The sequence below is a fragment of the Brevibacterium oceani genome (genome assembly GCF_013623835.1).
Classification (GTDB): Bacteria; Actinomycetota; Actinomycetes; order Actinomycetales; family Brevibacteriaceae; genus Brevibacterium; species Brevibacterium oceani.
The window spans coordinates 272903-298045 of the sequence record NZ_JABKDE010000006.1 but is presented as its reverse complement, the minus strand read 5'-3'; the positions used below and the strand labels follow the sequence as shown (position 1 = coordinate 298045).

26 protein-coding genes and 1 riboswitch are annotated in these 25143 nt (G+C 66.1%); of the genes, 16 read left to right on the top strand and 10 right to left on the bottom strand.

All coding sequences use genetic code 11. The annotated features are described in order from the left end of the window. Positions 1–88: 88 nt before the first annotated feature. The gene (locus HK401_RS14945; RefSeq protein WP_181275438.1) at positions 89–1201 is read left to right on the top strand and encodes an HNH endonuclease; all 1113 of its coding nucleotides are present in this window, start codon (positions 89–91) and stop codon (positions 1199–1201) included. Between the two features lie 80 nt (positions 1202–1281). Here HK401_RS14945 and HK401_RS14940 read toward each other — a convergent pair whose 3' ends face one another. Further along, a complete protein-coding gene (locus HK401_RS14940; RefSeq protein ID WP_309136009.1) occupies positions 1282–1926 on the bottom strand; it encodes a mismatch-specific DNA-glycosylase in 645 nt (214 codons plus the stop codon). Between the two features lie 23 nt (positions 1927–1949). On the opposite strand from HK401_RS14940, the gene HK401_RS14935 reads away from it, so the two are divergent. Beyond that, positions 1950–2438, top strand: a complete 489-nt coding sequence (locus HK401_RS14935) for an SRPBCC family protein (protein WP_181275436.1) — start codon at positions 1950–1952, stop codon at positions 2436–2438. A gap of 36 nt (positions 2439–2474) precedes the next feature. Here the strand turns inward: HK401_RS14935 and moeB are convergent, their stop codons facing one another. The 4 genes from moeB to thiO form a co-directional block, all read right to left on the bottom strand. Beyond that, positions 2475–3647 carry a molybdopterin-synthase adenylyltransferase MoeB gene (moeB, locus tag HK401_RS14930; protein ID WP_309136008.1) on the bottom strand — a complete coding sequence of 391 codons (1173 nt, stop codon included), beginning with the start codon at positions 3645–3647 and terminating at the stop codon, positions 2475–2477. Beyond that, a complete protein-coding gene (locus HK401_RS14925; RefSeq protein WP_181275435.1) occupies positions 3644–4411 on the bottom strand; it encodes a thiazole synthase in 768 nt (255 codons plus the stop codon). Before HK401_RS14925 ends, moeB begins: the two co-directional genes overlap by 4 nt. A 1-nt stretch (position 4412) precedes the next feature. After that, positions 4413–4670 (bottom strand): sulfur carrier protein ThiS, encoded by a 258-nt coding sequence (gene thiS / locus HK401_RS14920; RefSeq protein ID WP_181275434.1) that lies wholly within the window; start codon positions 4668–4670, stop codon positions 4413–4415. Next, positions 4667–5866, bottom strand: coding sequence for a glycine oxidase ThiO (gene thiO / locus HK401_RS14915; RefSeq protein WP_181275433.1), 1200 nt, complete (start codon positions 5864–5866; stop codon positions 4667–4669). The genes thiS and thiO overlap by 4 nt, the downstream gene beginning before the upstream one ends. Continuing rightward, a riboswitch (TPP riboswitch) is annotated at positions 5856–5959 on the bottom strand. It overlaps the preceding gene by 11 nt. A gap of 11 nt (positions 5960–5970) precedes the next feature. Here thiO and thiE point away from each other — a divergent pair. Next, a complete protein-coding gene (gene thiE, locus HK401_RS14910; RefSeq protein WP_181275432.1) occupies positions 5971–6654 on the top strand; it encodes a thiamine phosphate synthase in 684 nt (227 codons plus the stop codon). Next, positions 6651–7640 (top strand): ketopantoate reductase family protein, encoded by a 990-nt coding sequence (locus tag HK401_RS14905; RefSeq protein ID WP_181275431.1) that lies wholly within the window; start codon positions 6651–6653, stop codon positions 7638–7640. Before thiE ends, HK401_RS14905 begins: the two co-directional genes overlap by 4 nt. On the opposite strand, the gene HK401_RS14900 is transcribed toward HK401_RS14905, so the two are convergent. Then, on the bottom strand, positions 7594–8982 hold the full coding sequence (locus tag HK401_RS14900; RefSeq protein WP_181275430.1) for a DedA family protein: 1389 nt from the start codon (positions 8980–8982) through the stop codon (positions 7594–7596). The two genes, HK401_RS14905 and HK401_RS14900, sit on opposite strands and share 47 nt — an antisense overlap. Before the next feature lie 152 nt (positions 8983–9134). On the opposite strand from HK401_RS14900, the gene HK401_RS14895 reads away from it, so the two are divergent. The 5 genes from HK401_RS14895 (at position 9135) to HK401_RS14875 (ending at position 15125) form a co-directional block, all read left to right on the top strand. Beyond that, positions 9135–10319 carry a sensor histidine kinase gene (locus HK401_RS14895; RefSeq protein WP_181275429.1) on the top strand — a complete coding sequence of 395 codons (1185 nt, stop codon included), beginning with the start codon at positions 9135–9137 and terminating at the stop codon, positions 10317–10319. After that, positions 10316–10990: a response regulator transcription factor gene (locus tag HK401_RS14890; RefSeq protein WP_258234230.1), complete on the top strand. Its 675-nt coding sequence runs from the start codon at positions 10316–10318 to the stop codon at positions 10988–10990. Before HK401_RS14895 ends, HK401_RS14890 begins: the two co-directional genes overlap by 4 nt. A 206-nt stretch (positions 10991–11196) precedes the next feature. Further along, positions 11197–12450 carry an alpha-hydroxy acid oxidase gene (locus HK401_RS14885; protein WP_181275428.1) on the top strand — a complete coding sequence of 418 codons (1254 nt, stop codon included), beginning with the start codon at positions 11197–11199 and terminating at the stop codon, positions 12448–12450. Positions 12451–12570: 120 nt separating this feature from the next. After that, positions 12571–14049, top strand: a complete 1479-nt coding sequence (locus HK401_RS14880; RefSeq protein WP_181275427.1) for an amino acid permease — start codon at positions 12571–12573, stop codon at positions 14047–14049. Positions 14050–14165: 116 nt separating this feature from the next. Next, positions 14166–15125, top strand: coding sequence for an ABC transporter substrate-binding protein (locus HK401_RS14875; RefSeq protein ID WP_181275426.1), 960 nt, complete (start codon positions 14166–14168; stop codon positions 15123–15125). 33 nt (positions 15126–15158) lie between these two features. Here HK401_RS14875 and HK401_RS14870 read toward each other — a convergent pair whose 3' ends face one another. Beyond that, positions 15159–15617 (bottom strand): NUDIX hydrolase, encoded by a 459-nt coding sequence (locus HK401_RS14870; protein ID WP_181275425.1) that lies wholly within the window; start codon positions 15615–15617, stop codon positions 15159–15161. 47 nt (positions 15618–15664) lie between these two features. On the opposite strand from HK401_RS14870, the gene HK401_RS14865 reads away from it, so the two are divergent. From HK401_RS14865 to HK401_RS14840, 6 genes are all read left to right on the top strand, one after another. Further along, entirely contained in the window at positions 15665–16453 is a 789-nt protein-coding gene (locus HK401_RS14865; protein WP_181275424.1) for an alpha/beta fold hydrolase, read from the top strand. Positions 16454–16526: 73 nt separating this feature from the next. Further along, positions 16527–17435 (top strand): sulfurtransferase, encoded by a 909-nt coding sequence (locus HK401_RS14860; RefSeq protein WP_181275423.1) that lies wholly within the window; start codon positions 16527–16529, stop codon positions 17433–17435. Further along, positions 17435–17923 carry a SufE family protein gene (locus HK401_RS14855; RefSeq protein WP_181275422.1) on the top strand — a complete coding sequence of 163 codons (489 nt, stop codon included), beginning with the start codon at positions 17435–17437 and terminating at the stop codon, positions 17921–17923. Before HK401_RS14860 ends, HK401_RS14855 begins: the two co-directional genes overlap by 1 nt. An 84-nt stretch (positions 17924–18007) precedes the next feature. After that, on the top strand, positions 18008–19075 hold the full coding sequence (locus HK401_RS14850) for an iron chelate uptake ABC transporter family permease subunit (protein ID WP_181275421.1): 1068 nt from the start codon (positions 18008–18010) through the stop codon (positions 19073–19075). Between the two features lie 32 nt (positions 19076–19107). Next, on the top strand, positions 19108–20175 hold the full coding sequence (locus tag HK401_RS14845) for a FecCD family ABC transporter permease (protein ID WP_219921983.1): 1068 nt from the start codon (positions 19108–19110) through the stop codon (positions 20173–20175). Continuing rightward, complete coding sequence (locus HK401_RS14840) at positions 20172–20993, top strand: ABC transporter ATP-binding protein (RefSeq protein WP_181275419.1); 822 nt, start codon at positions 20172–20174, stop codon at positions 20991–20993. Before HK401_RS14845 ends, HK401_RS14840 begins: the two co-directional genes overlap by 4 nt. 102 nt (positions 20994–21095) lie before the next feature. On the opposite strand, the gene HK401_RS14835 is transcribed toward HK401_RS14840, so the two are convergent. From HK401_RS14835 to HK401_RS14825, 3 genes are read right to left on the bottom strand one after another with little or no spacing between them, the layout of a single operon-like run. After that, on the bottom strand, positions 21096–22067 hold the full coding sequence (locus HK401_RS14835; RefSeq protein ID WP_181275418.1) for a DUF808 domain-containing protein: 972 nt from the start codon (positions 22065–22067) through the stop codon (positions 21096–21098). Then, complete coding sequence (locus HK401_RS14830; RefSeq protein WP_181275417.1) at positions 22068–22388, bottom strand: META domain-containing protein; 321 nt, start codon at positions 22386–22388, stop codon at positions 22068–22070. It lies immediately after the preceding gene. After that, positions 22385–22864, bottom strand: coding sequence for an META domain-containing protein (locus tag HK401_RS14825; protein ID WP_181275416.1), 480 nt, complete (start codon positions 22862–22864; stop codon positions 22385–22387). The genes HK401_RS14830 and HK401_RS14825 overlap by 4 nt, the downstream gene beginning before the upstream one ends. A gap of 266 nt (positions 22865–23130) precedes the next feature. On the opposite strand from HK401_RS14825, the gene HK401_RS14820 reads away from it, so the two are divergent. Next, positions 23131–25059, top strand: a complete 1929-nt coding sequence (locus tag HK401_RS14820) for an LPXTG cell wall anchor domain-containing protein (RefSeq protein ID WP_181275415.1) — start codon at positions 23131–23133, stop codon at positions 25057–25059. Positions 25060–25143 lie beyond the last annotated feature (84 nt).

Genomic DNA, 25143 nt, shown 5'->3' with positions numbered 1-25143 from the left:
TCAGAGGCTTGACCAGCGGGCCGCGGTTGATCACTTGGAGCGTTGTGTTGAGGAGCGGTCGGTGAGTGTGCGTCCTGCGCCTGGCGATATGGCTTATCTGACTGCGCTGCTGCCGATGCCGGAGGCGGTCGCTGCTTTTGCGAACCTGACGAAGTCGGCGCAGTCGGTCATCGCCACGGGCGATGCTGGCGGTCGGTCGCAGGGCCAGATTGCTGCGGACCTTTTGGTCGAACGTGTGACCGGGCAGGAATCCGCTGCGGCGGTGCCGACCGAGGTGCATCTGATCATGCAGGCCAGCAGTCTGTTCGCGTCGGGGGAGGAGTCTGCGTGGTTTCCCGGGGTTGGTCCGATTCCGGCCCATGTGGCGCGTGACTTCGTGGCGGAGAATGATGCTGCGGTGTTCTTGCGTCGCCTGTATACGCGGCCTGAGGATGGGCAGTTGGTGCGGATGGATTCTCGCCGGCGGGAGTTCTCCGGTTTGCTTCGGCGTATGGTCGTCATGCGTGACGATGTGTGCCGCTCGCCGTGGTGCGAGGCTCCGATCAGGCAGGCCGATCATGCGGTCTCGTTCGCTGCCGGTGGAGATACCGAGTGGGAGAATTCCTCCGGTTTGTGCGCGGCGTGTAACTATGCGAAGGAGCTGGCGGGGTGGCGGCACAACGCCACTCCGGATGCGCTTGAAGTGGTCACGCCCACGGGCCACCGGTACCGTTCGCGCACGAGACCGATCAGTGAGCCCGACCCGGGCTTGGCCCACGGCGAGGTCGTCGGCGAGACGACCGGCCCGCCGGGGATTCCGGCAGGAGCCGGTCCGCCGGGGTTTCCGGCGGGAACTGGTCCGCCGAACCCGGTGGTCGGGTCCGACCTGCCATCGACCGACTCACCAGCTGGTGAGGCTGGAACACCACCACCGACGGCAAAGATCGGGGAGACGACGACACCGGCAGACGGGGCCGGAGGGGCTCCTCCGACCGCTGACTCCGGCGTAACACCACCGGCGGAGGGGGTCGAAGAGACTGACGACCCGACGTGGCAGGTGCACATTCCCTGGCGATACATCCGCCGGGCCGAGCAGCCCCCACCGTTGAGGCTCGGGCGGACGACCGTCAGTGTCGATGTCTACGACGCCGATTTCGAGCCGTTGAGTCCGGTGGAGGAACTGCTGCTCACCGGGATTCGGGAACATCTCGGATCCCGATGAGCCGGGAGGCATTCCCCACCGTTCCTGAGCTGACTGAGCCCACGCACATAGACGTGTCGATTCCCGCGGGACGATACGCGTCAATCGTCGATGCTCTCCCACACCTCACGCCAGATCCGGGCGAGGTCGGCAACCTGGTAGTGGGCGTTGAGGCCGCTGGGCTGAGGCACCACATGCAGGGCCACCGAGTCCGGCCACCCTGCGATGAGCGACGTGTCCTGCCGACCGAACTGTGCCTTCGGCAGTGCGAAACCGGTCCGAAACGACGTGATGCCGGCGATCGCGACGGCACGCGGTCGAATGTCGGCAAGCCGCTCGATGAGATGGGCGGCAGCATCGCGCAGCTCCTGCCGGGACAGTTCGTCGGCGCGGACCGTGGCACGTCCGACGAGGTTGGTCAGACCGATGCCGCGACCCAGCAGCTGCTGTTCATCGGCCGGGTCGAGTCCGCGGGAGGCATCGACGAGGTGGTCGGTCAGTCCCGCCTCGAACAGGGACGGCCAGAACCGGTTGCCGGGACGGGCGAACGGTGCATTGACCGCCGCGGTCCACAGACCCGGGTTGACGCCGACGATGAGCAGCCTCAGCCCGGCAGAATCGATGGGCAGAATATCGTCGATCGCGTTCGGATCGTCGGTCGCGAAAGCTGCGAGATCGTCCTTCGTCGGTTTGCGACCGCCCAAAGGAGAGGGGCGACGGCTGCTGACATTGCTGTTCTCACTCACGTCTTTCACACTACCGTCGTACCATGAGCCACGAACATGTGACACCGCGGCCAGGGGAATCATCACCCTTCCATTTCGACGATCGATGGAGCGTCGACGCCGACGTCGACACTGTCTGGGCTGTTCTCGAACGGGTGGATGAGTGGCCGCAGTGGTGGCCGGGACTTGCCGCGGCCGAACCCGTCGGGAACCAGCTGCGATCGGGCAGTCGAGCGCAGATCGTCGTGCGCACACCCATCGGGATGCCGCTGCGATTCACCATCGAGGTCGATGCCCTGCAGGCTCCGAATCGGGTCGCGCTCCGTGTCGACGGTGATCTGCGCGGCGAAGGCGTGTGGACCTTGAGCGAGCACGAGGGGACCACACGCGTCGAGTCCTATTGGTGTGTGACTTCGACGAGGACGATGATCAGAATCCTCCGACCTGTCGCGAGCCTGATGCATGCGATCGTGATGCGAGCCGGTGAGCGCGGTCTCGCGGCGAGACTGACCGATCCGACACCTCACCCATGACCGATCGCCGACGGTCAGCGACTCTGCTCCGAGGCATCATTGCTGAGCCGCCCAGGCATCGATGCCGCCGGCAAGCGAGCGCAGGCGCACCCCTGCCGGGGCCGTACCGGCGAGGATCCCGACGGCCTCGGCCGAACGGGCACCCGACTTGCAGTGGATGACGAGGTCGTTCACGGTGTCGGCAGCATGCGCCTCGCCGTCGATCACTCCGCTCAGCGCGTTCCACCCCCGGTCGCGGATGAGCGCCAGAGGAACATGGACGGAGCCGGGAATCGAGGACGACTCCCGCTCCCAATCCTCACGCACATCGACCAGCATCACCTGCTCACGGGAGTCGGCCAGCTCGGTCGGTTCGAACTCCTCGACCCCGGAACCCACACCGGACGAAGCGGTCGCCGCACACGCGGCGGCCACCTCGGCGAGGTCGGTCACCGCTGGCCGGTCGGGATCGGAGGAGAACCGCAGCGTCGAATACTCCCCGGCCAGAGCGTCGTAGCGCAGCAGCCTGCCGATGAACGGTTCGCCGATGCCGCAGATGAGCTTGATCGCCTCGGTGGCCATGGCCGAACCCACGGTCCCGCACAGCACCCCGAACACACCGCCCTCGGCGCAGTTGGGCACCGAATCGGCTTCCGGGATATCGGGGAACAGGTCGCGCAGCATCGGTCCGTGCCCGGGCACGAACGTGCTCACCTGCCCGGCGAACCGGAAGATCGTGCCCCATACCAGCGTGGTGCCGGTGAGTTCGGCGGCATCATTGGACAGATACCGGGTGGCGAAGTTGTCCGCCCCGTCGATGACGACGTCATGGGATGCGAAGAGTTCGAGAGCGTTGTCCGGGGTCAGCCGGCCCGCAATCGGACGCACGTGCAGCGTCGGATCGAGCCGGTGCAGCGCCGCGGCCGCCGAGTCGACCTTCGGCCGGGCCACGTCGGCGTCGCGGTGGATGATCTGGCGTTGGAGGTTCGACGATTCGACCACATCGTCATCGATGACCGTCAGGGATCCGATCCCCGCGGCGGCCAGATAGCTGAGCACCGGTGACCCGAGGCCACCGGCCCCGATGACCAGCACCGAGGCGGCCCGCAGCCGCCGTTGACCCTCGAGTCCGATGCCCGGCAGGCTGAGGTGTCGGGCGTAGCGTTCGATCTCCTCGCGGCTCAGTGCCTCGACCGGTTCGACCAGAGGAGTCAGCCCAACGCCGGTCACTGCGCTGCGACCATTCCGTCGAAGGTCGACGATGCCTGGGCCAGAGACCGCTTGGGGATCCGACCCGCACCCGCGGCCAGATGCCCGGACTCGACGGCCAGAGCCATCGCCCGCGCCATCGCTGTCGCATCGTGGGCACGGGTCACGGCCGAAGCCAGCAGGACGGCGCTGCAGCCGAGCTCCATGGCCAGGGCGGCATCGGAAGCCGTGCCGACACCCGCATCGAGGATGATCGGCACTCCCGCCCGGCTGACGATGGTCTCGATGTTGTGTGGGTTGAGGATGCCCAGGCCGCTGCCGATCGGGGCGCCGGCCGGCATCACCGCCGCCACGCCCGCGTCCTCGAGCCGTTTGGCCATGGCCGGGTCGTCATTCGTGTACGCAAAGACAGTGAACCCGTCGAGGACGAGTTCCTCGGCGGCGCGGAAGAGTTCGACCGGATCGGGCAGCAGAGTGTCTTCGTCGGCGATGACCTCGAGCTTCACCCAGTTCGTCTCGAGCGCCTCTCGGGCCAGCCGCGCGGTGAGCACGGCATCCCGAGCGGTATAGCACCCGGCGGTGTTGGGCAGGATGCGGATCCCCAGGCGCTGCAGCAGGGTGAACACCGAGTCACGGGAGGCCGCGTCGAAGCGACGCATCGCCACGGTCGTCAGTTCGGTGCCCGAGGCCAGCAGCGCGTCTTCGAGGATGCTCAGCGAGCTCGCCCCGCCCGTGCCCATGACCAGGCGTGAGTTGAGGTCCACACCATCGATCGTCCACGACATGTCAGCCTCCCTGCACAGCGGTGACGATGTCGACGGTGTGCCCGTCGGCCAATGCGAAATCGGCCCAGCGGCCGCGGCGGACGACCTCTCCGTCGACGGCCACGGCGATGCCCATGCGTCCCCCGTCGGCCGGTGTTCCGTCGGTACGGAGGTCGCGTCCGGTGGTCACCGCGACGAGGTCGAGCACCGAGGCTGGTCCTCCCAGTTCTCGTTCGTCGCCGTTGACGACGATGGTCGGTGCGTGGGCAGTGTCGGTCATGATGTGCTCCTGTGCAGGGTCGTTGGGTGGAGGACGGATGAGACAGCGGACGATCCGTCAGCGGACGGTTCGGCAGAGTGCGGTTCGGCAGAGAACCGCCCGGGGGAGACGGAATCGAGACCTCCCGCGGGCAGCCAGTCGGGGGAGACGCCCGTGGCCAGTTCGGCACCGAGCCGTCCGCCGAGTGGGGCCAGCAGGATGCCGTGCCGGAAGTACCCGGTGCTGACGAGGCAGCCGTCATCGATGCGACCGACGATGGGCAGGTCATCGGGCGAACCGGGGCGGGCACGCGTGGTGATGTCGGTGATCTCGCAGTCGAGGATGCCGGGGACCAGGCGCTGACCGTCCTGGAGGAGTCGGTGGACGGCTCCGGCATCGGTGCCTTCCCGACCGTCTTCCCGAGAACTTGCCCCGAGCACGAGCTCGCCGTCGTCACGGGCGACGATGTAGACCGGCCGACCGTTGACGAGTCCGCGGACCGTGCCGTGCAGCAGAGGTGTGAGTGCGGCCGGCGCTCGCAGACGCAGAACATCACCCCACACCTTCCGCAGCGGCAGGGCCGGCATCCCGGTGATCGAGTCCGCCTCTGCGCCGGCGGTGATGATGACCTGATCGGCTGTGAGTTCGTCGCCGTCTGAGAACCCGACGCCGACGGTGATTCCGCCGCGGCGGATGAGTCGGGTGACCTGTCGGCGGACGGTCGTGGCCGACACGACGGACAGCAGGGCGGTCGTCACCCGTCGGGGGTCGATGGACTGATCGTCGGGGATGCGCACGGCACCGGCCACCGACGGTGACAGTGCCGGTTCGAGCTCCCGGGCGCGGGACCCGGTGATGAGTTCGGTGGTGAAACCGGCGGCGGTCTGTGCGGTGCGCAGCTGACGCAGAGCCTGCAGATCGGCACGATCCCCGGCACACACCAGGGTCCCCGAGTCCGTGAGCCCGAAATCGGCACCCGCGGCGCTCGCCACCTCAGCGGCGAACGACGGATACATCTGGGCCGACGCACGCATCAGCGGGTACAGGGGAGACTGGCCCCAGACCACCTCGGCGGCGGGGGCGAGCATCCCCGCAGCGGCATGCGTGGCTCCCTGACCGGGAGCGGGATCGATGATGGTGACACCGGCACCGAGGCGGCGCAGATGCCACGCTGTCGACAGGCCGATGATTCCGGCGCCCACGACGATGACATGCATGGATTCTCCCTCCGGCGGCATGATCCGCATCAGGTCTGACGGTCGGCTCTTACGCCCTCTCAGCCTCGTTGGGAGGCTCCCGCGAACTCCTCTACTCTATGACCATGACCTCCGATATTCCACCGCACCCCTCAGGCTCCGAATCGAGAAGAGCCTGGCGGGACGCCCGGTTGGCCGAAGCGCGCCTGTACCTGTGCACCGACGCCAGGACCGCCCAAGGCGATCTGCCCGAGTTCCTCGACGCCGCATATGTCGGGGGAGTCGACGTCATCCAGCTGCGCGACAAGACCCTCGAAGCCAGGGCCGAGATCACCGCCCTCGAAGTGCTCAAGGCCACCGCGGCCCGGCACGGGAAGCTCTTCTCGGTCAACGACCGTGCCGACGTCGCCCTGCTGACCGGCGCCGACGTCTTCCACGTCGGACAAGGCGACCTCACCAGCGCTCAGGCGCGCGCCGTCCTGGGACCCGATGTCATCCTCGGTCGCTCCACCCATTCGCACGAGCAGGCGCTCGCCGCCGACGCGGACCCGGAGACCGACTACTTCTGCGTCGGCCCCGTGTGGGAGACGCCGACGAAACCCGGCCGCGCCGCCGTCGGCACGGGCCTGCTCAGCACGGTGGCCGCCTCGGCGCGCACCCCGTGGTTCGCCATCGGCGGCATCGCCGTCGGGTCGCGCCTCGACGAGATCCGACAGGCGGGCGCCACTCGCGCCGTGGTGGTGCGTGCGATAACCTCGGCTGGCGATCCCGCTGCGGCCGCACGGGAGCTCAAGGAGGAATTGGGATGAGTGAGATCATCGAAGGCAGCACCGGCACGGGTGCGGACGAACAGGGCGCGAACGAGCTGGGCTCGCGCGGGCCGAGCATCCTCATCGCCGGGGCCGGAGCCACGGGCGGGGCATTCGGTTCCTATCTGCTCGAAGCCGGCCGCGATGTGACGTTCCTGCTGCGGGAAGCGAAGGCGCAGCGGATCCGCGCCGAGGGTCTGCGTTTCGTCTCACCGGGCAACGACCGGACGAACACCGTCGAGGTCGTCACCGCCTCAGAGCTCGCCGCGGATGCGCGCACCTACGACCTCGTGCTCATCGCGGTCAAGGCGGGCGGCCTTGAGTCTGTCCTCACCGACATCCGTCCTGCCGTCGGAGAAGGGACGAGGATCATCCCGTTCCTCAATGGGATGGCCCAGATCGATCGGCTGCAGGCCGACTACCCCGGGCAGGTGCTCGGCGGACTCGTCAAAATCGTCGGCACCATCGGCGGCGATGCGGTCCACCAGCTCACGGACATGGCCGTGATGACCATCGGCGACGTCGGTGGGGGTGAGCTCCCCACCGACGTCGCTGCCGTCCTCGACGTGCCCGGTTTCCGATTCCAGGTCATCGACGACATCACGGACGGGCTGTGGGAGAAGTGGATCTTCATCGCCGCCGCCGGAGTCGTCACCTGCCTGTTCCGGGCACCGGTCGGAGCGATCATGTCAGCCGGCGGTCACGACCATGTGCTGCGCATCATCGACGAACTCGAGGCTGTGGCCGCAGCAGCCGGTCACGCGGTATCCGAGAAGTCCCATGCCGCCACCGTCTCGATGCTCACCGGTGAGGGCTCTTCATTCACCTCGTCCCTCTACCGGGACGTCACTGCCGGTCTGCCCAGCGAAGCCGAGCACATCCTCGGTGATCTGGCGCGCAAGGCCGGGGACCTGGGAGTGGACACTCCGCTGCTCGATCTCACGCTTGTGCAGCTGCGGGCCGGAGAAGCGCTGCGGCGTCCCTGACCTCAGCAGTGCCGGTGCGCAGCATCGCCAGGTACGGTTCGCTGGGCTGAGTGTGCTCGACCTCGCCCGAACCGTGAGCGGCGGTGAAAGTGACCATGGGCACGCCGTCGACGTCATCGACGACGAGCAGCGTCTCGTAGCCGCCGGGCCCGACGGAATGCGAGGCACCGACGGGCAGGTCGAAGACGAGGGTCTCCAGCGGGCCGCCGGGTGACGGTCGGCGGTGCATCTCCTGCGCCGCGACATCGGCGAACTGTTCGGCACTGATGAGATACGCCTTCGCCGGGGTCGGCCCGGGCAAGGTGTGGTCGTAGAAGGCCATCCCACCGCCCCACACCTTCGATTCACCGGCGAAGTAGATGCGACCGGGCAGTTCGACTCCGGCCTCCTCACGGGGCAGGGTCCCGTCCCTGGCACCCGGATAGGTGACGTGCGCACCCGCTGGCCGACCGCCCTGCAGGTAGCAGGCGAGGCGATCGCGGGCCATGTTCGATCCGTAGCTGACGTACCAGACATGCGTATTCGACATCGTCTCCATCATGCCATTTCGGCTCCGGGGCGTGTCGACCCGGGCCGTAGACCGGCGCGCCTTGACCTGTCGGGTCCTGCCGACTCTGAATGCGGCTCGTCGGACCGCGGTCTGTCGGACCGCGGCACGTCGAGTTCTGCTGGAACGGAGACGTCGGAACACTTCTCCCGTCGCCGTGGTGCCCAGCGCGATGCCGATGCCGACGGCGACGCCGAGCAGCGGCTGATCCTCGAACACGGTTCCGCCGAGCAATCCGATCCCTGTCGAATAGACCGCCCAGACCAGGCAACCGATTCCGTCCCAGAGAAGAAACCTGCGGAGCGGGAACCCGAGCATCCCTGAACCGATCGTCGTCAGTGTGCGGCCCCCGGGAATGAAACGACCGGCGATGAGGGCGGAATCGCCGCGGTCTGTGAAGACGGACCGGGCGGCCCCGGTCATCCCCGCGGCGTGCTTCGACAGTCGTGCCCAGTGCAGCCGTGCCAGCTGGAGTCGTGCCCGCTGCAACAGTGCCCGCTGCTGTCGTGGCTGCGGTAGTCGTACCCGGTGCGTTCGTGACCGGCGCATGCGCGACCGGGCGAACCTCCCGACGAGGTGGGCGGCCAGGTCCCCGACCAGAGCCCCGATTGCGGCGGCGAGCACGAGTCCGGCCGGATGAGGCTCCCCGGCAGCGGCGAAGGCGGCAGCGCTGATGAGCAGCGTCTCCGAAGGGACGACGGGCACCAGGGAATCGAGGCTCGCGGCGACGGCGATGAGCAGGTAGACCCACGGTGAGGTGAGGACGGTGGAGAGCAGCTCGAATGCGAGATCCATACTCATCCACGCTAGGGACTTCGCCGAGGTGGGGGTATGCGGTCGAGCGGACGACGCTGACGAACGACCGGGGACACTTCTGCGGAAAACCGGAAGTCGAGTCTGCGGTCTGACCCCTGTGAGCCCGGGTGGCGCGTTGCTACGATCGATCCATGCCCTGGCCGAGTTCACTGACTGCGCGCATTCCCCGCGAATCGCGCATGCTCGCCACCCGGTGGGCGCATTCGCTGCTCGGCGTGTTGTGGGGCGGACTGCTGTTCCTGCCGCTGCTCGTCGCTGCGGTCTTCTCTCCGGCCTCGAGATTCGCCGTCCGGGTCCGCGGCTGGGAGCTGGCCCGACATTCCCGCGGCTTCGGTCTCGTCCTCTCAGATCTGCCGCAGCAACGACGCTTTCTCCTGTTCAACGGCCTCATCGCCGGTGTGGCCATCATCCCGACACTCAACCTGCTCGGCGGATTCCTCGTCGTGACACTCGGCTCCCTGATCCAGGGGCTGTTCATCGGCGGCGCCGTCGACATCGGCTTTGACATGTGGACGATCTCCCAGCCCACCCTCTTCGTCGGGGTCCTCTACGGGGCGGCGAACCTCATCGGGGCGATCGCGCTCGCCGAAGCTGCGAACTGGATGCACGGTCGCATCGATGCGAACTTCGCCGAGGTGGCTCGACCCTTCGCCCTGCACACCCGGATCACGGAGCTGCTGACCACCCGGAGGGGAGTGGTCTTGGCCATCGACGACGAACGGCGGCGGATCGAACGCGACCTCCATGACGGAGTGCAGCAGAACGTCGTGTCCTTATCCGTGCTCATCGCTCGTGCCCAGCGGGCAAGCGACCCGGTGAAGACGCAGAGTCTGCTCGATGACGCGCTCGCACAGTCCCAGGACCTCATCGATGAGATGCGCGAGGTCGCGTGGCGGGTCTACCCCACGACCCTGGACGAACGCGGACTGGGCCCCGTGCTCGAGCGGATCGCCGCCCGGAGCCCGGTGCCGCTGACGCTGGCCGCGGTACCCGAGCGGAGGTTTCCGCCTGCCGTGGAATCGGCCACATACTTCGTCATCCGGGAAGCGGTGACGAATGTCGTCAAGCACGCGGAGGCGGCATCCATTACGGTCACGGTCGTCGATGACGGCCAGGCGCTGTGCACCGAGGTCGTCGACGACGGGAATGGACAGGCCGACCCGAACGGCAGCGGACTGCAGGGCCTCGTCCGGCGCGTCGGTGCGCTCGACGGCAGCCTCACCGCCGGTTCGCCAGACGACGGGGGAACCATGATCAGTGCTCGAATACCGCACGGACTGCCGGTCCCTTCCGGCGAACCAGAGAGGAAGCCATGACCGAAAGCACCACGGAGGCGCCCCTGCGCGTCGTCCTCGCCGACGACGCAGTCCTGCTGCGAGAAGGCGTGCGCAGTCTGCTCGAGGACGAAGGCATCAGCGTTGTCGCCAGCGTCGGGGACGGGACCGAACTGCTTGCGGCCGTTGAAGCGCTGCGGCCGAACCTCGCGATCGTCGATGTCCGGATGCCGCCGACCCACACCACGGAAGGCCTGCAGGCGGCCCTGGCGATCAAACATCGTTTCCCCGACATCGGTGTGCTCGTGCTCAGCCAGTACGTGCTGCGGGAGTATGCGACAGAGCTGCTGAGCACCGAATCGGTCGGCGTGGGCTACCTGCTGAAGAACCGGGTGACCGATATCGACCGGTTCCTCGACTCGGTCAACCGCATCGCCGAAGGAGGGACCGTCATCGACCCCGAGGTCGTCAGACAGCTGCTGAGCACCTCGGAGAAGCAGAACACCTTATCGTCGCTGACACCGCGGGAGAGTGAAGTGCTCGAAGCGATGGCCGAGGGCCTGTCGAACCGGGGCATCGCCGAACGGCTCTATGTCTCCGTCAGTGCCGTGGAGAAGGCGATCAGCGCGATCTTCGACAAACTCGGACTGCACGCAGGGGAGACGACGAGCCGACGGGTCGCAGCGGTCCTCGCCTATCTCGACAAGTCCTGAGGGAGACTCCTGCCGTGTGAGAGCACGTGACTCCTCGTCGACGATATTCCCACTTGAAAGCATAAGTGGGAATATCTCCGATGCTGATCCCATCTCAGACCACCACGACGTCCTCGCTAGACTCGGACCGAGGGACAATCGGGCGCTCGCCTCAGTCGTGGATGCCTGGGTTCCGAGGAGAGTCGACGTTGCACCCGAGGAGAGTCATGAAACGGCAGCTGCCCGATGTGAGAGAACTGGCCCCGCTCCTGCAGTTCGGTCTGCCGAAGCTCGACCGAGTGGCAGCGCGACTCGAGTCCGCGGCCGACATCTGGGACCTGCGCAGAATCGCCAAGCGCCTGACACCGAAAGCGCCCTTCGACTACGTCGACGGTGCCGCCCTGGACGAGCGGACCCTGGCCAAGAATCGCACAGCATTCGCCGAGGTGGAGCTGCTGCCGCGCATCCTCCACGGCGTCGATGCCCCCGATACCTCGACGACCATCGCCGGAGCCAGGACCCGACTGCCCTTCGGCATCGCCCCGACCGGGTACACGCGGATGATGCATTCCGAGGGCGAAGTCGCCGGAGTGCGTGCGGCCGCGAAGGCCGGCATCCCGTTCTCACTGTCGACGATGGGAACGACCTCCGTCGAAGACGTCGCGCAGGCGGCCCCCGATTCGACCCGCTGGTTCCAGCTCTACCTGTGGAAAGACCGGCAGCGCAGCCTCGACCTTCTGCAGCGGGCGCAGGACAGCGGCTACGAGACGCTGCTCGTCACCGTCGACACCCCGATCACCGGGTTGCGTCTGCGTGACCACCGCAACGGACTGTCCATCCCGCCGAGACTCACTCTCAAAACGGTTCTCGACGCTTCCTACCGGCCCGGCTGGTGGTTCAACTTCCTCACCACCGAACCGCCGAAGTACGCCTCACTGTCGAACACCTCGCAGTCTCTTGCCGAGATGACCGCGACGATGTTCGACCCCACCCTCGATCTCGAGGACCTCCGATGGATCCGTGAGCAGTGGAAGGGGAAGCTCTTCGTCAAGGGCATCCTCACCGCTGACGATGCCAGGCGCGCCCGGTCGGTGGGCGCCGACGGGCTCGTGATCTCCAACCACGGCGGCCGGCAGCTCGACCGTGCCCCCGACTCGCTGACGTCACTGGTCGAGGTCCGCGCCGAGGTGGGACCGGAGACGGAGCTCATCGTCGACTCCGGAATCATGTCCGGCACCGATGTCGTCGCCGCCCTGTGCGCCGGAGCCGACTTCGTGCTCATCGGCCGTGCCTATCTCTACGGCCTCATGGCCGGAGGGCAGCGGGGCGTTGAGAAGGCGATCGACCTCATCGGGCAGGAGATCCGCACCGCCATGGGCCTCATGGGAGCCCGCGGCATCGCAGATCTCAGACCGGAGCTCGCTCGCGGACTGCCGCAGGCTCCGCACACAGAGGCTCCCGTTTCCTCCGAGCAGGCGTGACCGACCAGATGTGACCCTGGTCCCACTCGAAGTCGACGGCGGTCCAAGCCGGTCTCGCATGTGGTAGGAATGGCCCGGGTCCTCGTGCGTGGACCTGCCGATCCACGAGCAAGGACGACCATGAGAACACCCACCGCCTCGGCGACCGAGGAACGCCGTCTGCGACGGGGACTGAAGTCCCGGCACCTGCAGATGATCGCGATCGGCGGCGCCATCGGCACCGGTCTCTTCCTCGGCTCCGGCGGGACGATCTCCCAGGCCGGCCCGGGCGGTGCCCTGCTGGCCTACGCGGCCATCGGCGTCATGGTCCTCTTCGTCATGCAGTCGCTGGGGGAGATGTCGACGCACCTTCCTGTGGCCGGGTCCTTCCACACCTACGGCACGAAGTACGTCAGCCCGTCATTCGGCTTCGCCATGGGCTGGAACTACTGGTTCAACTGGGCGATCACCCTGGCAGCGGAGCTGGTGGCGGCAGGGGTCATCATGTCCTTCTGGTTCCCCGACGTGCCGTCGTGGATCTGGGCGGCTGTCTTCCTCATCCTGCTCGGGACGCTGAATCTCCTGTCCGCCAAGGCCTTCGGCGAAGGCGAGTTCTGGTTCGCCGCGATCAAGGTCACCGCTGTGCTGGCGTTCCTCGTCCTCGGGGTGCTGATGATCGTCGGCATCATCGGCGGACACTCACCGGGGCTGAGCAACTGGACAGCCGGTGAGGCCCCCTTCGCCGGCGGGTGGATGTCGGTGATCAGCGTGTTCATGATCGCCGGATTCTCATTCCAGGGAACCGAGCTCGTCGGCGTCACCGCCGGAGAGTCGGAGAACCCCCGCAAGGACATGCCGCGAGCGATCCGGACGGTGTTCTGGCGCATCATGCTCTTCTACATCGGTGCCATCGTCATCATCGGCTTCCTCCTGCCCTACACAGACCCGTCGCTCCTGGCCTCGGCGAACAACGAAGACGTCACGGCCTCACCGTTCACCCTCGTGTTCGAACGCGCCGGCATCGCCGTGGCGGCCGGGGTGATGAACGCCGTCATCCTCACTGCCATCCTCTCTGCCGGGAACTCCGGCCTCTATGCGTCTACCCGAATGCTCTATGCCATGGCCAAGGAAGGCACCGCGCCGAGGCTGTTCGCCCGACTCAACGAACGCGGAGTCCCCGTCATGGCCCTCCTGGCCACCGCCTTCATCGGCCTGTTCGGCTTCCTCACCGAAGTGATGGGCGACGGCGGTGCCTACACCTGGCTGATGAACGTGTCGGGACTCTCCGGATTCATCGTCTGGGTCGGCATCGCCTGGTGCCACTTCCGATTCCGCCGCGCCTACGTGCGTCAGGGGCATTCGACCGACGACCTGCCCTACCGGGCGCCCCTGTTCCCGATCGGCCCAGTCATCGCACTCATCATGCTCATCGTCGTCATCATCGGACAGAACGTGCAGGCCATCGTCAACGGTCGGCTGCTCGAGGTCGCCAGCGCCTACGCGGGCCTGCCGGCGTTCCTGCTGCTGTGGCTCATCCACCGCGTCGTCACGGGAAGCCGCTCACGTATGGTCGGTCTGGATGAGATGGACGTCGCAGGACTGGAGATCAAGGCGTCCTGAAGCACGGCGCAGGAGTTCCGGTGTGCGGGGGATCCCGGTGCAATCGCCTGTGCAGTCGCCGCCGCGATTATGGGTTAAGCTAGGCTCGCCTAATACTTGAAGAAGGACTCCCTCACATGCGCAGAATTCTTGCCCCTCTGTTCGCCTCCGTTCTCGTCCTCGCCGGCTGCGGCGGGGGAGGATCGGACTCGACGGACTCCGCCTCCGGCCCCACGGTCGACACCAAGTTCGGTGCGATCGAGGTTCCCGCCGATCCGCAGAAGGTCGTGGCCGTGGGATGGGGTGACGCCGAGACCGCCTTGGCCCTCGGAGTCCAGCCCGTCGGCGCCTCCGACTGGGTGGAGTTCGGCGGCAAGGGGGTCGGCCCCTGGGCCGAGGATCTCTATGACCAGGATCCGGAGATCATCGCGACGATGGAACCCGACTACGAGCAGATCGCCGCACTCGAACCCGACCTCATCCTCGACACGAACAGCTCGGGAGAGCAGAAGCGCTACGATCGCCTCTCCGAAATCGCCCCGACCGTCGGCGTGCCCGAAGGCGGAGACAACTACCTGACGACGTTGGACCAGCAGGTCGAACTCGTCTCGGAAGCTCTCGGCAAGCCCGATGACGGACAGAAGCTGCTCGACGACCTCGACCAGACGTTCAAGGATGCGGCGAAGGCCCATCCCGAGTTCAAGGGCAAGACCGCCACGGTCGCGGCTAAGACCGCGGACGGCTGGGGAGCCTACGTCGAGGCCTCGAGCCGCGTGCAGGTCATGGAACGGCTCGGCTTCAAGCAGTCGCCGAATGTCGATGAGAGCAAGGCCGAAGGATTCTCCGTCCCGGTCTCAGAGGAGAACCTCAAGACCCTCGACGCCGATGTGCTGCTGACGTTCCCGATCTACATCCCCGACACCGACGTGACGAAGGACGAGGGCTACAAGCGGATCCCCGCAGTCAAGGACGGTCGCTCCCTCGTGTTCACCGACAAGATGGATGACCTGCGGATGGCATTCTCGCTCAACTCCATCCTCTCGGCGAAGTACGCGGCCGAACACCTGCCCGACGAACTCGAGAAGATCGTCAAGTAACTGAGCCGGCTGCATGCCGGCACATGCCGAATGCTACGAAGCGGCACGCCACGCATCGAGACCGACATCGATGATGCGGGCGTGCCGCACCTCTGTCAGCGAGTCGATCGCAAGCCATTCGGCCCGGTCCGTCGTCCCGTCGACCTCGAGCGTGCCCAGCGTGCCTCCGGTGATCCGCGCCTCATAGACGACCCGCACACCCTTGAACGGACGCCCCGAGGACTCGCCGAACGACGGATTGCGCCTGGCATCGGTGAACGAATGCGTCGTGAGCGGGCGCACGAGCTGTGCGTCGAAACCGGTCTCTTCCTTGATCTCGCGGATCGTCCCGTCTTCGATCGACTCGTCGTATTCGATGCCGCCGCCGGGCAGAGTCCAGATTGCATGGGAGTTGTCGGCGCCGCCGTTGAACCAGCTGAGCAGGATCTCTCTGTCGTCATTGACGATCACTGCATAACCGGCAAGGCGGGTGTCATATTCGGAGAAGTGCATGCCCTCACCCTACCCGTGCCCGATCCGCTGGCAGATAGGCTGGAGGAGTGACCTCCATCTTCAGCAGACGCATCGGCGAGACAGGTCGGCTCGTCGTCTTCCTCCACGGATTGTTCGGCCGCGGCAAGAATTTCACGCAGATCGCCAAGGCGATCGAGCCCGAGTTCTCGAGCCTGCTGGTCGACCTGCCCAACCACGGCGACTCCGAATGGACGGAGACCTTCGACTATGTCGACCTCGCCGACGCTGTCGCCGCCCATATCGCCGAGGCGACCGATGCCGATGATCAGCCGGTGCACCTGGTCGGGCATTCCCTCGGCGGCAAGGTCGCCATGGTCCTCGCGCTGCGCCACCCCGAACTCATCGACCGCCTCGTCGTCGTCGACATCGGTCCGAATGCCGGCGGTTCCACCGGGGTCTTCGACCATCTGCTCTCCAGCCTCGCCGCCCTCGATCTCGATGAGGTGGAATCGCGCACCGACGCCGATGCCGCACTGCGGGAGCCCATCCCCGAGGACGCGGTCAGGGGATTCCTGCTGCAGAACCTGCGCCCCACCTCGGCGGGGTATGCCTGGCAGCCCAACCTCACCCTCCTGCATTCGAGCCTCGATGCCATCGGAGACTTCCCGGACACGGGCGATGCCGTCTTCGACCACCCGGTGCTGTGGGTGGCAGGGGAGAGGTCGGACTACGTCAGCCGCGACGATCTGCCGCAGATGCGCAGCCTGTTTCCTCGCACCACTCTGCTCACCGTCAAGGGATCGGGGCACTGGGTGCATTCGGAGAAGTCGCAGGCCTTCGTCTCGGCGCTGACGACGTTCCTCAGCAGGCCGTGAAAAGGAATAAGCTGAATGGGTCCGACGTTGCCCCGAACAGCACGACACAATCACAAGCTCTCAGGAGGAATGCGTGAGCACTTCGATCCCGGCCGATCCCACACCGAAGTTCGCCGAGTATGCGGACGGAGCACGACTGGTCAGCACCGATTGGGTTGCTGAGCATGCCGGTGATCCCGGACTCGTCATCGTCGAAAGTGACGAAGACGTGCTGCTCTACGAGACCGGGCACATCCCCGGAGCGGTCAAGGTCGACTGGCACACCGAACTCAACGACTCCGTGACCCGCGACTACGTCGACGGAGAAGGCTTCGCGGCACTCATGTCCGCCAAGGGCATCTCACGCGAGGACACCATCGTCGTCTACGGCGACAAGTCGAACTGGTGGGCCGCCTATGCCCTCTGGGTCTTCACCCTCTTCGGCCACGAAGACGTCCGCCTGATGGACGGCGGCCGGTCCAAGTGGGAGGGCGAGGGACGGGAGATGACCACCGAGAAACCGCAGCCCCAACCCACCGAATATCCGGTGATCGACCGTGACGACTCGGTCATCCGCGCCTTCCTCCCCGACGTCCGCGACAGCCTCGGCGACCTTTCCCTCATCGATGTGCGCAGCCCGGAGGAATACTCCGGCGAACGCACCCATATGCCGGCCTACCCGGAAGAGGGCGCCCTGCGCGGCGGCCACATCCCCGGGGCGAAGTCGATGCCGTGGGGCAAGGCGGCCAACGAAGACGGCACGTTCAAGTCCGCGGCCGAACTCAGGGCCCTCTACACCGACGAGGCCGGACTGGGGCAGAGCGATGAGGTCATCGCCTACTGCCGCATCGGCGAACGCTCGAGCCACACCTGGTTCGTCCTCAAGCACCTGCTCGGCTATTCCGATGTCCGCAACTACGACGGATCCTGGACCGAGTGGGGCAACGTCGTGGGCGTGCCGATCGTCACCGGCTCCGCACCCGGAGAGGTGCCCGGGCGCTGATGGCCGAGACCGACAACGCACCGAAGACCGACGACCTGCCGAATGCGCTGGCCGAGATCGTCACCGACTTCGCCGAGACACCGGCCGATGACCGACTCCAGCTGCTGCTGGAACTGGCCACTGATCTGCCCGACCTGCCGGAGAAGTACGCCGATCACCCCGAGCTGCTCGAACCGGTGCCCGAATGCCAATCGCCGATCTTCCTCGTCACCGAGGTCGACGGCGCCGAGGTGGGCGACCGGTCGATCGTGCACCTGCACTTCTCCGCCCCGCCCGAGGCTCCGACGACGCGGGGCTTCGCCGGGATCCTCCACGAAGGGCTCGATGGCGCCACCGCCGAGGTGATCCTCGGCATTCCCGCCGACCTGCCGCTTCGTCTGTCGATGTCCGAGATCGTCAGCCCCCTGAGACTGCGGGGAATGAGCGGAATGCTCTCGCGCATCCAACGTCAGGTCTCCGAGAGGATCGGCAAGATCACAGCAGAGTGAGATCGGTTCCGCTTGGCTGACGTGGCCCGGTGAGCTACAGTGTGGTTAGCCTGACCTTAGCCAGCCATTCAAAGGACCACCTCGATGACCGTATCCGTCACACCTTCCTCGGCGAAGGAGGACGCGGATACCGGTCGCACCTCCGGCCGGGCTCTGCTGATCAAGCGCACCACGGGGCTGATTACGGCGGTGATCGCCCTTGTGCTCGTGGTGCTCGCCTCCCTGGCCATCGGCGCCAGGGACATGCCCGTGACCGAAGTGCTCGACGCCTTCTTCGCCCCGACCGGCAGCGACGACCAGCTGGTCGTCCTCGAACTCCGTCTGCCCCGGACCGTGCTGGGCATCCTCGTCGGCATGGGCCTGGGGCTGGCCGGCGGCCTCATCCAAGCGCTGACGCGCAACCCTCTGGCCGACCCCGGAATCCTCGGCGTCAACGCCGGTGCCTCCTTCGCCGTGACGATCGGGATCGGCTTCTTCGGCATCACCTCGATCAACGGCTACATCTGGTTCGCCTTCGTCGGTGCGCTTCTGACCACCGTCGGCGTCTACATCATCGGCTCCTCCGGTCCCACCCGCACCGTCGACCCGATCCGCCTGACCCTGGCCGGGGTGGCCATGGCCGCAGTGCTGACCGGACTGACGAAGGGCATCCTGCTCACCAACGAACGCGCCTTCGACTCCTTCCGCTCCTGGGACGTGGGCGCGATCGCCGGTCGTGACTTCGGCGCTGTCACCGCGGTTCTGCCCTTCATCGCCGTCGGTACGGTGCTGGCCCTCGCCCTGGCCCATTCGCTCAATGCCGTCGCGCTCGGTGACGACCTCGCCGCGAGCCTGGGCACCTCGGTCAATCGCACTCGGGTCCTCTCGATCCTCGCGGTGACGCTGCTGGCCGGGGCAGCCACCGCGGCTGCCGGGCCGATCGGATTCATCGGACTGATGATCCCGCACATCGCCCGCTGGATCGTCGGACCCGATCAGCGGTGGATCCTCGCCTACTCTGTCCTCCTCTCACCCATCCTCCTGCTGGCCTCCGATGTCATCGGGCGTGTGGTGATGAAACCCGGAGAGCTGCAGGTCGGAGTCGTCACGGCCTTCGTCGGAGCTCCCGTCCTGATTGCGCTCGTACGCCGAAAGAAGGCCAGCGGACTGTGAAGACTGCACCGACCCGACTCGAATCGACCGCGATGAACATCGACCGGTCCGTCCTGCCCGGAGAGAAGATCGACTTCGGACGGCCGATGCTGCGCATCTTCGGCCAGCGCATCGACATGCGCGTGGTCATGACCGTCGGCATCGTCACGCTCCTGGCTCTGGCGTGCGGCTTCGCCGGCCTCATGCTCGGCAAATTCTCCCTCACTCCAGGCGAGGTGTTCCAAGGACTCTTCGGGCAGGCCGACCGCCGCATCGTCAATACCGTCGTCGGAGAATGGCGCGCCCCGCGCATCATCGCCGGCATCGTGCTCGGCGCCGGGCTCGGCGTCTCGGGAGCCGTGTTCCAGTCACTGACCCGCAACCCGCTGGGAAGCCCCGACATCATCGGATTCTCCACGGGCGCGTACACCGGTGGAATCGTGACGATCATCGTTCTCGGCTCCGGCTACATCTCGACCGCGCTCGGCGCGATCATCGGCGGCATCGCCACCGCAGCCCTGGTCTACCTGCTGACCTGGAAGGGCGGAGTCCAAGGATTCCGCCTCATCATCGTCGGCATCGCCCTGACTGCGATGCTCAACGCGTTCAACACCTGGCTGATCATGCGCGCCGACCTCGAACTGGCCATGGCCGCGGCGACCTGGGGAGCCGGATCCCTCAACGGCATGGGGTGGTCGACGATCACTCCGGCGGCGATCGTCACCGTCGTCCTCGCACTGGCGTGCGGACTCTTCGCCCGAGACCTGCACACCCTCGAACTCGGAGACGACACAGCGAAGGCTCTGGGCGTGCGGAACGAACCAGTGCGCGCAGCACTCATCCTCGTCGCCGTCGCACTCGTCGCGGTCGTCACCGCGGCGGCCGGCCCCATCGCCTTCGTCGCCTTGGCCGCCCCGCAGATCGGACGGCGGATCGCCAAGGCACAGGGCACCAGCCTGCTCGCCTCCGCCGCGGTCGGTGCGCTGCTGCTCGTGGGAGCCGATCTCATCGCCCAGCATGCGCTCGGCGACATCCAACTGCCCGTCGGCGTCGTGACCGTGAGCATCGGCGGCATCTATCTCATCTGGCTCCTCGTCCAAGAAGCTCGGAAGGCAAAATGAGCACAACGACAACCACAGCAGCTCCACTCGTCGCAAGGAGCCTCGACCTGGCCTATGACCACCGGCAGGTCGTGACGAACCTGGACGTGTCGATCCCCGACGGCAAGTTCACCGTCATCGTCGGGCCCAACGCCTGCGGGAAGTCGACGCTGCTGCGGGCATTGGCCCGACTGCTGCCGCCGGCGCAGGGAAACGTCCTCCTCGACGGCACCGATATTGCGAAGATGAAGACGAAGGCCATCGCGCGACGCCTGGGTCTGCTTCCGCAGAGTTCGATCGCCCCCGAAGGCATCACCGTCGGCGAACTCGTCGCGCGGGGACGTCATCCGCACCAGTCGTTCCTCAAACAGTGGACCGATGAGGATGAGGCGGCCGTCCTGCGAGCCCTCCGGGCGACGAACACCGAGGAACTGTCCTCCCGGCAGGTCGACGAACTCTCCGGCGGCCAGCGGCAGCGCGTGTGGGTGGCGATGGTGCTGGCACAGGAGACCTCGCTGCTGCTGCTCGACGAACCGACGACGTTCCTCGACGTCGCCTTCCAGATCGAACTGCTCGACCTGTTCTCGCAGCTGAACAACGAATACGGGCACACGATGGTTGCGGTCCTCCATGACCTCAACCAGGCGTGCCGCTACGCAGACGAGATCATCGCGATGAAGGGCGGAGTCATCGTCGCGCAGGGCGCACCGGCGGACATCGTCACCGCCGAACTCGTCCACGAGGTCTTCGGCATCGACTGCACCGTCATCGATGATCCCGTTACCGGTGCCCCGATGATCGTGGCGGGGAAGCCGAAGAAGACGTTCGCCGAGCGCTGAGCGCGCCTGGCTCGACGCCGACTACCTCTTCGTCTGGGCCATGGACGAGGACGGGAAGAAGCAGATGGTGGACAACCCGAGCTATGACTCGCTGCCCTCGGATCAGGAAGCGGCGGTGTCCCTCTTCCCTCTCTTCACCAGAGCCTTGCCTCCGAGAACCACACCGACGACGATCGCACCCCAGAGCGCGCCGAGGATGAGCGAGAAGAAGGTGTTGACCAGCCAGCCGAGGAAACCTCCGACGGCGGCGACTGCGGCGACGGGTTCCTCGAGGTGGTGGACGAATCCGTAGAGAGCGTGGAAGCCGAGTTCGTCGGTGCCGACGAGGATGATGTGCCCGCCGACCCAGAGCATCGCGAACGTGCCCACCACTGACAGCAGCGCGAGCAGCTTCGGCATGGCCTCGACGAGGAAGCGCCCGAACTTCTGCGGTCCCGGTGCGTCCTTGGTCGCCATGTGCAGGCCGATGTCATCCATCTTGACGATGAGCGCGACGACTCCGTAGACGCCGACGGTGATGGCCACGGCGACGACGGCGAGGATGATCGCCCGGGGGAGCAGTGCCTCACTGGCCACCTCGTTGAGGGCGATGACCATGATCTCGCAGCTGAGGACGAAGTCGGTGGTGATGGCCGAACGGACGATCCTCTTCTCCGCACCGGCACCGTCTGCCGGACGCTCGTCCCCGCTGTCCTCGTGCTCCTCGTGGTGGGTGATCCACCCGAACTTCTCGAAGATCTTCTCCGCGCCTTCGTAGCACAGGTAGGTGCCGCCGACCATGAGCAGCGGAGTGAGCAGCCAGGGCAGAAACTGACTGAGCAGCAGGATGATCGGCAGGATGATGACGATCTTGTTGACCAGGGATCCGAGGGCGATGCGCTGGATGATCGGCAGTTCGCGCTTCGGGCTGACCCTTTCGACGAATTTCGGAGTGACTGCGGCGTCGTCGACGACGACTCCGGCGGCTTTCACCCCCGCTCGGGAGGCTCCTGCGGCGACATCGTCGAGATTGGCTGCGGAGAGTTTGACGAGCGCGGCGACGTCGTCGAGGAGAGCGAACAGTCCGCCGGCCATCTATCGACTTTCGTCGGTGTCGGAGCCGCCCGGCGGCTGACGGAGCAGATCGCCGAGGTGGTTCTCGGCGGAGTCGAACACGTGGAGTCGATCTCCATCGGGTTCGACGCGGCGTGCTCTGGAGATCCACTTGATCATGTTCGGGGCGGCGCGGAGAGTCGTCAGAGAGGACTTGATGTTCACGCCTTCGGACTCATCGGTCCACGAGGTGACGATGGCGTTGGCGCCGTCGCTGCCGCGCAGTGTGCCGTCTTCCTGGAAGTCCAGGAATGCTCGGTCGTTGTCCTCGGCCACCCAGCGGCCGATCGCCTCGTGTGTCATTTGTCGTCCTTCTCCAGTCCGCCGATGACCTTGCCGTTGCTGTCCTCGACCTTCATGACATCGCCTTCGATCGTGGCCGACGATGCCTTGCTCAGCCACGTGTCGACCCCGGCGCAGGCCTTCTGCGTGCTCATGAAGGAGTCGATGGTGATCTTGCCGTCCTCGGCCTTCCACGTGGTGACGATCGCATTGCAGCCGTCCGAGCCCTTGAGAGATCCGTCCTCTGCGAATTCGAGGAAGGGATCGCCGGCTTCGGGAGAGGACCACTTCCCGACCGGGTCGGTGTCGGCAGCGTCATTGCTCGGAGAAGCGGAGGATGCCGATTCGCTCGGCGAAGCCGAACCGGGATCGCGCGGGTCGACGCCGGTATCGCAGGCGGTGAGGGGCAGAGTGAGCGCGAGCGCGGCTATCCCCAGTGCAATACGGGAGACCGCACGCGGAGTCGGCAGGGGTCGAAGCAGAGTGTGGTTCGGCATGCCTCGATCATAACGGTCAGGATTCTCCGTCACCTGTAAGAACGCTGATGCCCGCGAGGACGGCAGCTTCTGCCGCGAGCAGGGCGGCGACTTCTGTAAGTTGTGTTCACGCACAACACTCATTGTTCTTGCACTGCACCGTGATCAAACCGTAACCTTTCACACGGTTGAAACTCTGACACCAGAGACGCGACCGCTTTTACCGGCAGGGCGTGTTGAGGCGCCGGACAATCGAAGCACCGACAACGATCAAGGGAAACTACAGTATGCAGAAGAAACTCGTTCAGAGTTCACTGGCACTGAGCGCCGCTGCGGCGCTGAGCCTGGGCAGCGCGTTCGTCGCTTCTCCCGCGATGGCCGACAGCGCCCCGCAGAAGCTGGACCTTCAGAGTGAGGCTCAGATCCAGAAGGCACTGTCCGGAATCGAAGGCGTCAACGCCTACGGTGCCGACAGCGGCGAACTCAACATCGGCGTTGCCAAGAAGACGTCCGAGATCAAGGATCTCGAGAAGAAGTACGACAACGTCAACGTCACCGAGGGCGTCAAGGAACTCAAGCCCTACGAGAAGAACGATCTCGTCGGCGGTGCCGGTTACCTCGTCAACGCCGGCGAGAGCGGCGGAGCCTGCTCGACCGGTTTCTCCGGCTGGGATGGAGATGGCAAGCCCGTCGTCCTGACCGCAGGACACTGCTCGAAGATCATCAACGAGCAGACGAACGAGTTCGAGGGCGACACCACCGTCGACCAGACCGAGCAGCCATCGACCTCCGAAGCCAACGGCGGGGAAGGCTTCAAGCCCTCCAAGAACGGCGTCATCGGCAAGTGGGGCTTCCACAACTTCGGCGGCGACCTGCTCGAAGGCGCCGACCAGGACAAGTGGCCCGAGCCCAGCGAGTCGGACATCGACTTCGCTGTGATCAACGTCGACGAGTCGAAGTACAACGTCAAGAACGGGATCACCGACTGGAAGACCGCGGACTCGGACGACCTCGCCAAGTCCACCCAGGAGATCTCGAAGGTCGGAGCGCACAAGGAGGGCTCGATCCAGAAGTCGGGCCGCACCACCGGTCAGACCGAGGGTGAAGTCCTGCCGCGTTCGGAGTACGACTTCGACTACCAGAACGTCGGTGGCCGCTGGGTCCACGGTTTCGGTGTGACCGCTCCGATCGACAAGCCGTTCTCGCAGCCGGGCGACTCCGGCGGCGGCGTGTACCAGGGCTCCACCGCTGTCGGTGTGATCTCCGGTGGCGGCGACCTCGACGCGAACACTTCGTTCACCTGGGTTGCCGACCTGGACCACTCGCTCGAGCAGTCCGGCACGGACTTCAACCTCGAGAAGCCGGGCGACGAGACCCCTGAGGCTCCTGCCGCTCCGAAGGTCGACGATCAGACCATCGAGCCTGAAGGCGCGATCACCGGCAAGGCTGAGGCCGGCGCCGAGGTCGAGGTGAAGTGGGAAGCCGCGAAGACCGAGTCTGAGAAGACCAGCCCCCAGGCTGCCGAGGACGGCTCCAAGAAGGTCAAGGCCGACAAGAACGGCAAGTTCTCCGTCGAGGGTCCGAAGGCAGAGGGTGACTACAAGTTCTCCGCGACGGCGACCGTCGAGGGCCAGGAGTCCAAGACGACCGAGTTCGACGTGACCGTCCAGAAGGACGAGTCCGAGTCGCCTGCTCCTGCCGAGCGTGAGATCAGTGTGGACCCCAAGGAGATCTCAGCCTCTGACTTCGTCAAGGAAGACAAGGGCGTGACGATCACCGTCAAGGGCTTCGACGAGGGTGAGAAGGTTACCCTCAAGGTCGCATCCGGTCCGGAGAACGTCGAGGGCATCACCCTCGATGAGACCGCTAACGAGAACGGAGCTGCCGCCTTCTCCATCTACGGAACCAGTGACTCGGATCCGTCGGCTTACCTTGGTAAGTACAACCTCGATGTCACCGGCGCCAACGACACCGAAGACGAAGACGCCCTCAACGGCTCCTTCGAGGTCGTCGCCGACGAAGACGGCAACGGCGGCGGCAACGGCGGCGATGATGACGGCAACGGCGACGGAAGCAACGATGACGGAAACGGTGACGGCGGATCGGATCTGCCTCGCACCGGTGCCGAGCTGACCGGCCTCGCAGCCGGAGCCGGACTGCTCGTCGTCGGCGGAACCGCTGTGGTTCTGACGATGCGTCGCAAGAAGAACGACTGAGCACAGTGAAGTCGACCGAATGACGGTCTGCTGAACACTCAGAGGAGATGCCCCCGGTCCTGTGACCGGGGGCATCGTCAATTC